Genomic DNA, 6,436 nt, shown 5'->3' on the forward strand with positions numbered 1-6,436 from the left:
CAGCCAGCCCAGCTTCCACTTGTGCCAGCCGAGCAGGTCGTTGTTGGCGCCCCAGTCCTCGCTCATGATGTCCCAGTGGCCGACCGCGCCCCCGCCCTCCTGGGTGTAGAGGTCGGGCAGGCCGAAGACATGGCCGTTCTCGTGCGGGAGGACGCGGTAGCCGGTCTTGCCGTAGGAGCCGGAGCCGTCGTCCTGGCGGGAGTAGACGAAGGACGCGTTCGCCACCGGGACGCCGTCGGCGACCGGGGCCTCGGCGTTGCCGGCGAAGGTGACGGACAGGACCGTGTCCAGGGCGGAGGGGCCCGCGTTGGGTGTCACCAGCACGTTCAGCAGGTCGTACGCGCGGAAGTCCACCTTCGCGTCGGCCACCGACACCAGGTCCTGCACCAGCTCCCGGTAGCCGGGCTCGAAGGGCGCGCCGCGCTCTATGCCGTACTCGGCGAACGACTTGGGCATGCGCAGCCAGCCGCGGATCGGGGTCTCGGGGCGGTAGTCGAGGCGGCCGTAGGAGCTGGTGCGGAACCACTGCCGGGTCTGCGGGAAGAACTCGTCGTACCGGTCCAGGGCCTTGCCCTCGCCGGGCGCGTCGGAGAAGTCGATCATCAGGTTGAGGGCGCGGACGGTGCCGGTGGAGCGGGCGTACCCGGACGAGGTGGGGACGCCTTCCGACATCTGGATCTCGGAACCGCCGCTGATCATGCAGGGGCCGTGCGCGGGGGAGTGGGACAGGGTGGCCGGGCCGGGGCCCGACGTGGAGGTTCCGGGGGCGAGCCGGCCGGTGCCCGCCGAGGTGCTGACGGCGAGCGTCAGGACGGCGACGGTCGCGATCGCGGCCGGACGGCGCAGGCGTATGCGTCGGCTCGGTGGCCGCACCTGCGGCAGCGGCTGCATGCGGACCTCCCGGAGCACGGCAGCCGCCGGTCACCGACTGCACCCATGCGTTCACCCTGTGCCGAGGGGTGTGCGGACGCGCGCTGGAGCGGACCGATCGTGGGTTTCTCGCGGGTAGCCCTCGGCGGGCTCCGGGGGCGGTGCGCCCGTGGTCGTCGAAAGCCCTGGTCGCGGGCGTCCTGGTCGTGCGGTGGCCCACCGGAGTCGGTGGGCGTCACGGAGGGCTCGGAGGGATGTGACGCGGGTCACCGGGAAACATTCCGGCCGCGGGAAATAACCGGGGATCCCTTCCCCGTTTAGCCCTGTGTCCGAGCGAAGCGGGGAGGCAGTCCCCGGATCGGACACACCAAGCTTCACCGCATACGTCACCAGCCTTGAGGAGTACGCCGTGCAGACCGCAACCCCCGTGCAGCGCAAGGCGACCCGGCCGCGCGCCGACGCTCTGCGCAACCGGGAGCGGATCGTCACCGCCGCCCGGGAGATGTTCGTCGAGCACGGCCCCGACGTGCCGCTCGACGAGGTCGCCCGCCGGGCCGGCGTCGGCAACGCCACGGTGTACCGCAACTTCCCCGACCGTGACGCCCTCGTCCGCGAGGTCGTCTGCTCGGTCATGGACCGCACGGCACGGGCCGCCGAGGACGCGCTCGCGCAGACCGGCGACGCGTTCGAGGCGCTGGAGCGCTTCGTGCACACCGCCGCCGACGAGCGGATCAGCGCCCTGTGCCCGATGGTGTCCAGCACGTTCGACCAGCACCACCCCGACCTGGAGGCCGCGCGCGACCGGGTCGAGCGGCTCGTCTCCGAGGTCATGGAACGGGCCGCCGCGGCCGGACAGCTCCGCGGCGACGTGGGCGTGGGCGATGTGATGATCGCCGCGGCCCAGCTCAGCCGGCCCCCGGCCGGTACGGGGTGCGTGAGCGCCGACCGGTTCGTCCACCGCCATCTTCAGCTGTTCCTCGACGGGCTGCGGGCTCCCGCCCGCTCCGACCTGCCGGGTACGGCCGTGACCCTGGAGGACCTGCGCCGGCCCTGCGACCAGTAGTCCCACCATCAGCAGTTCCATCACGTTCATGATCGTCTGACCGGAGGACGGCGGCACCGCGGCCGTCGCCCCGGGTCAAGTCGTCCCTTTTACCGACCTTTTTCCGTCACGAAGTCCCGAAGTGGGTATCCCCATGTCTCAAGCAGCCGTCAAGGCTCACGCCCCCGGCGTCCCCGACGCCGGCCGCTGGAAGGCGCTCGTCTTCATCGCGCTCGCCCAGCTGATGGTCGTCCTCGACTCGACCATCGTGAACATCGCCCTTCCCTCCGCGCAGCAGGACCTCGGCATCTCCGACGGCAACCGGCAGTGGGTCGTCACGGCCTACGCCCTCGCCTTCGGCGGTCTGCTGCTGTTCGGCGGCCGCATCGCCGACCTGTGGGGCCGCAAGCGGACCTTCGTCACGGGTCTCGCCGGCTTCGCCGTCGCCTCCGCGCTCGGCGGCGCGGCCACCAACGAGGCGATGATGTTCGGCTCCCGCGCACTCCAGGGCGCCTTCGGCGCGCTGCTCGCGCCCGCCGCGCTCTCCCTGCTCGCCGTGATGTTCACGGACGCCAAGGAGCGCGCCAAGGCGTTCGGCATCTACGGCGCGATCGCCGGTGGCGGTGCCGCCGTCGGTCTGATCCTCGGCGGCTTCCTCACCGAGTACCTGGACTGGCGCTGGACCTTCTTCGTCAACGTCCCGTTCGCGGTCGTCGCCGCGGCCGGCGCGTACCTGGTCATCCGCGAGCCGGCGGGCAGCCGCAACCGCTCCCCGCTCGACATCCCCGGCGTGATCCTGTCCACCCTCGGCCTGGTCTCGCTCGTGTACGGCTTCACCCGCGCCGAGTCGGCGGGCTGGAGCGACGGCCTGACCATCGGCATGTTCGTCGCGTCCGTCGTGCTGCTGGCCGCCTTCGTGCTGGTCGAGGGCCGGGTCAAGGCGCCGCTGCTGCCGCTGCGCGTGATCACCGACCGCAGCCGCGGCGGTATCTACCTCTCGCTGGGCCTCGCCATCATCGGCATGTTCGGGCTGTTCCTCTTCCTGACCTACTACCTCCAGGTCGTGCAGGGCTACTCGCCGGTGAAGACCGGCTTCGCCTTCCTGCCGATGGTCGCGGGCATGATCACGGGCTCCACCCAGATCGGCGCCCGTCTGATGACCCGCGTCCCGGCCCGTCTCCTGATGGGCCCCGGCTTCCTGGTCGCCGCCGTCGGCATGCTGCTGCTGACGCAGCTGGCGGTCGACACCTCGTACGCCTCCGTGCTGCTGCCCGCGATGCTGCTGCTCGGTCTCGGCATGGGTACGGCGTTCATGCCGGCCATGTCCCTGGCCACCCAGGGCGTGGAGCCGCGGGACGCCGGTGTCGCCTCCGCGATGGTCAACACCTCGCAGCAGGTGGGCGGTGCCATCGGTACGGCCCTGCTGAACACGATCGCCGCCTCGGCCACCACGTCCTACATCGCCGACCACATCGGCGGCGCCGCCGGCCGGTCCCAGCAGCAGCTGGTCCAGCTGGAGGGCATGGTGCACGGCTACACCAGCGCGATCTGGTTCGCCGTCGGCATCCTGGTGGCCGCCGGTGTGATCGCCCTGACCTTCGTCACCGCCGGCCGTCCGGGCAGCGCGCCCGTCACGGGGTCCGGCTCCGGCGACGGGGTCGAGGACGAACTGCCGGTGCCGGTCGTCGCCCACTGACAGCCCACTGACAGTCCACTGACACCGGCGATGACACCCCTCGGGCCCTGAGCAGCACCCGCGCCTCCCGTGCGTAGGGGGAGGGGACGCCCCGTACGCACGGTTCCCCCGCGGACCTGCCCGGCTCCTGAGCGATCCGCTCAGCGCAGCCAGGGCAGGTCCGCGCCCGCCTCGGCGGGCTGAAGTCCCTCGGCGACGATCCGCATGATCTCGCCGAGGGACTTCTGCTGTTCCGGGGTGAGCCGGTCGAACACGGCCTGGCGTACGGCGTCCACATGGCCCGGCGCGGTCTGCCGCAGGACCGCGTACCCCTCGTCCGTGAGCACCGCGAACTGGCCGCGCTTGTCGGACGGGCAGTCCTCGCGGCGCACCCAGCCGCTCTTCTCCAGGCGGGCGATCGCGTGCGAGAGGCGGGAGCGGGTGATCTTCGCGTACTTGGCCAGTTCCGTCATCCGCAGGCGCCGCCTCGGCGACTCGGCGAGCTTGACCAGCAGGCCGTAGTAGACGTGCGGCATGCCCGCGTCGCGCTGGAGCTGGCGGTCGAGGTGGTCCTCCAGGAGGGTGGCGGCCTCGATGTAGGAGCGCCACACGAGCTGCTCCTCGTCGGTGAGCCAGCGGGGCTCGTCGGCGGGGGCCGGGATGGGTGCCGTGTTCATGCATCCCACTCTACGAGGCCACTTCTTGAAGGTTAAACAAAAGGGGCGTAGATTCGTCTTCGAGAGAGATTGAGACTTCAAGTAGTTCAAGTAGTTCGCGTAGTAACGATCAAGATGGGGAGCCGCCGCCATGCCGACCGACGTGCGGGAGCGCATGCCCGCCCTCTACCTCAGCCACGGCGCCCCGCCCCTCGCCGACGACCCCGTCTGGCCCGGGCAGCTCGCCGCCTGGGCCGCCGGGCTGCCGCGTCCGAAGGCGATCCTCGTCGTCTCCGCCCACTGGGAGGAGGCCCCGCTCGCCCTCGGCGCCACCCGCACCGTCCCGCTCGTCCACGACTTCTGGGGCTTCCCCGAGCACTACTACCAGGTGCGCTACGAGGCCCCCGGCGCCCCCGCTCTCGCCGACTCCGTCCGCAAGCTGCTGCGCGCCCCCGGCACGCCCGTGCAGGACGTCCCCGACCGCGGCCTCGACCACGGCGCGTACGTCCCGCTGGTCGAGATGTTCCCCGGCGCCGACATCCCCGTCCTCCAGGTCTCCATGCCTACCCTCGACCCGGGCCGGCTCATGGAGATCGGCCGCCGGCTCGCGCCCCTGCGCGACGAGGGCGTGCTGATCGTCGGCTCCGGGTTCTTCACCCACAACCTGGCCGCGCTGCGCCAGGGCGGCGTGCCCGCCTGGTCCGCGGAGTTCGACGACTGGGGTCGGCGCGCGCTGGAGACCGGTGACGTGGACGCGCTGCTCGACTTCGCCCGCAAGTCCCCGGCGGGCCTGCTCGCCCACCCGCGCACCGAGCACTTCGCCCCGCTGTTCGTCACGATGGGCGCGGCCGACGCGGCCGGTGAGCTGGACCTCGGCGAGTCGGTGATCGACGGGTTCTGGATGGGGCTGGCGAAGCGGTCGGTGCAGTTCGGCTGACGGCCGGCTCAGGAGGGGCCCTGGAGGGGCCTCTCGTACCAGGCCACGTCCCAGTAGCGGCCGAACTTGCGGCCCACCTCGCGGAACGTGCCCACGTGCCGGAAGCCGAGGCGCTCGTGCAGCCGCGTGGAGGCCGCGTTGGGCAGCGCGATGCCCGCGTAGGCGCGGTGCAGGTCCTCGCCGGCCAGGGCCTCGAAGAGCGAGGTGTAGAGCAGGGTGCCGATGCCCCGGCCGCCGGCGTGCGGGGCGACGTAGACGGTGGTCTCCACCGACGTCGCGTACGCGGGCTTGGCGCGATAAGGGCTGGATGTGGCGTAGCCCAGAATCTCCTGTGAGTCCGCGTCCGTGGCAACCCTCAGCCGGTAGGGGCCGTCTTCAGGGTGGGAGAGCAGCCACGAACGGCGCCCTTCCGGGGTGAAGGGTTCGGTGTCGAACGTGATGGGCGTCTCACGTACGTAGTGGTTGTAGAGCTCGGTGAGGGCCTTGAGGTCGTCGTCGGTCCCCGGCCTGACCTGGACATCCGTGCGCTCCGGCGGCATCGATCCTCCTCCTGCGGCGGCACAGGGTACTGCATGATCAGAAAAATCGGGGGGCGGGTTGGGAATTCTGTCCGGATTCCAGTCGTTGTTTCCATCGGATGCAGGGCACCCGAGGAGAGTCCGGGAGGGAGTCCGGAGACGGATCCCGCCACAGCAGAGACAGATACCGGAGACAACCCACACGGTGCCCGACGTCCGCAGGACCACCCGCTGAACCACTCATCGCAAGGGAGCACGCATGGCAACCCGTGCCGTCGCCCGTCGTAAGTCCGCCACCGGCGAGACGGCCGACGCGGCAACCAGCGTCCGCGCCAACGGCGGCGAGCTCGCCGACCGCGATCTGGTCGGCATGTACCTCGACGAGATCGCGCGGACCCCGCTGCTCGACGCCGCCAAGGAGGTCGAGCTGTCCCAGACCATCGAGGCGGGTGTGTTCGCGCGGCAGGTCCTCGAAGGCTACGAGGAGACCGGGGCGGATGCCACCCGAGAGGAGCTCGAGGCGCTGATCGCCGAGGGCGAGCGGGCGAAGGACGTCTTCATCCGCTCCAACCTCCGCCTGGTCGTCGCGGTCGCCCGCCGCTATCCGCGCAGCGGTCTGCCGCTCCTCGACCTCATCCAGGAGGGCAACGCCGGCCTGGTCCGCGCGGTCGAGAAGTTCGACTACCGCAAGGGCTTCAAGTTCTCGACGTACGCCACCTGGTGGATCCGCCAGGCCAT

7 protein-coding genes are annotated in these 6,436 nt (G+C 71.1%); 4 read left to right on the forward strand and 3 right to left on the reverse strand.

Annotation, left to right across the window (positions count from 1 at the left end; all coding sequences use genetic code 11):
• Positions 1-891, reverse strand: an 891-nt coding sequence (locus GTW67_RS33430) for a M6 family metalloprotease domain-containing protein (protein ID WP_161168482.1), incomplete at its 3' end; no start/stop codon positions are given.
• A gap of 388 nt (positions 892-1,279) precedes the next feature.
• On the opposite strand from GTW67_RS33430, the gene GTW67_RS33435 reads away from it, so the two are divergent.
• A complete protein-coding gene (locus GTW67_RS33435) occupies positions 1,280-1,933 on the forward strand; it encodes a TetR family transcriptional regulator (protein WP_161168483.1) in 654 nt (217 codons plus the stop codon).
• 133 nt (positions 1,934-2,066) lie between these two features.
• Positions 2,067-3,608 (forward strand): MFS transporter, encoded by a 1,542-nt coding sequence (locus GTW67_RS33440; protein ID WP_161168484.1) that lies wholly within the window; start codon positions 2,067-2,069, stop codon positions 3,606-3,608.
• A gap of 140 nt (positions 3,609-3,748) precedes the next feature.
• Here GTW67_RS33440 and GTW67_RS33445 read toward each other — a convergent pair whose 3' ends face one another.
• Positions 3,749-4,264, reverse strand: coding sequence for a MarR family winged helix-turn-helix transcriptional regulator (locus tag GTW67_RS33445; protein WP_161168485.1), 516 nt, complete (start codon positions 4,262-4,264; stop codon positions 3,749-3,751).
• 154 nt (positions 4,265-4,418) lie between these two features.
• On the opposite strand from GTW67_RS33445, the gene GTW67_RS33450 reads away from it, so the two are divergent.
• On the forward strand, positions 4,419-5,180 hold the full coding sequence (locus tag GTW67_RS33450; RefSeq protein ID WP_161168488.1) for a dioxygenase family protein: 762 nt from the start codon (positions 4,419-4,421) through the stop codon (positions 5,178-5,180).
• Positions 5,181-5,188: 8 nt separating this feature from the next.
• Here the strand turns inward: GTW67_RS33450 and GTW67_RS33455 are convergent, their stop codons facing one another.
• Entirely contained in the window at positions 5,189-5,719 is a 531-nt protein-coding gene (locus GTW67_RS33455; protein WP_161168486.1) for a GNAT family N-acetyltransferase, read from the reverse strand.
• A gap of 238 nt (positions 5,720-5,957) precedes the next feature.
• Between GTW67_RS33455 and GTW67_RS33460 the strand changes: the two genes are divergently transcribed.
• Positions 5,958-6,436: sigma-70 family RNA polymerase sigma factor (locus GTW67_RS33460; RefSeq protein WP_161168487.1), on the forward strand; the 479-nt coding region annotated here is incomplete at its 3' end.

This window comes from Streptomyces sp. SID5910 (assembly GCF_009862125.1).
Lineage (GTDB): Bacteria > Actinomycetota > Actinomycetes > Streptomycetales > Streptomycetaceae > Streptomyces.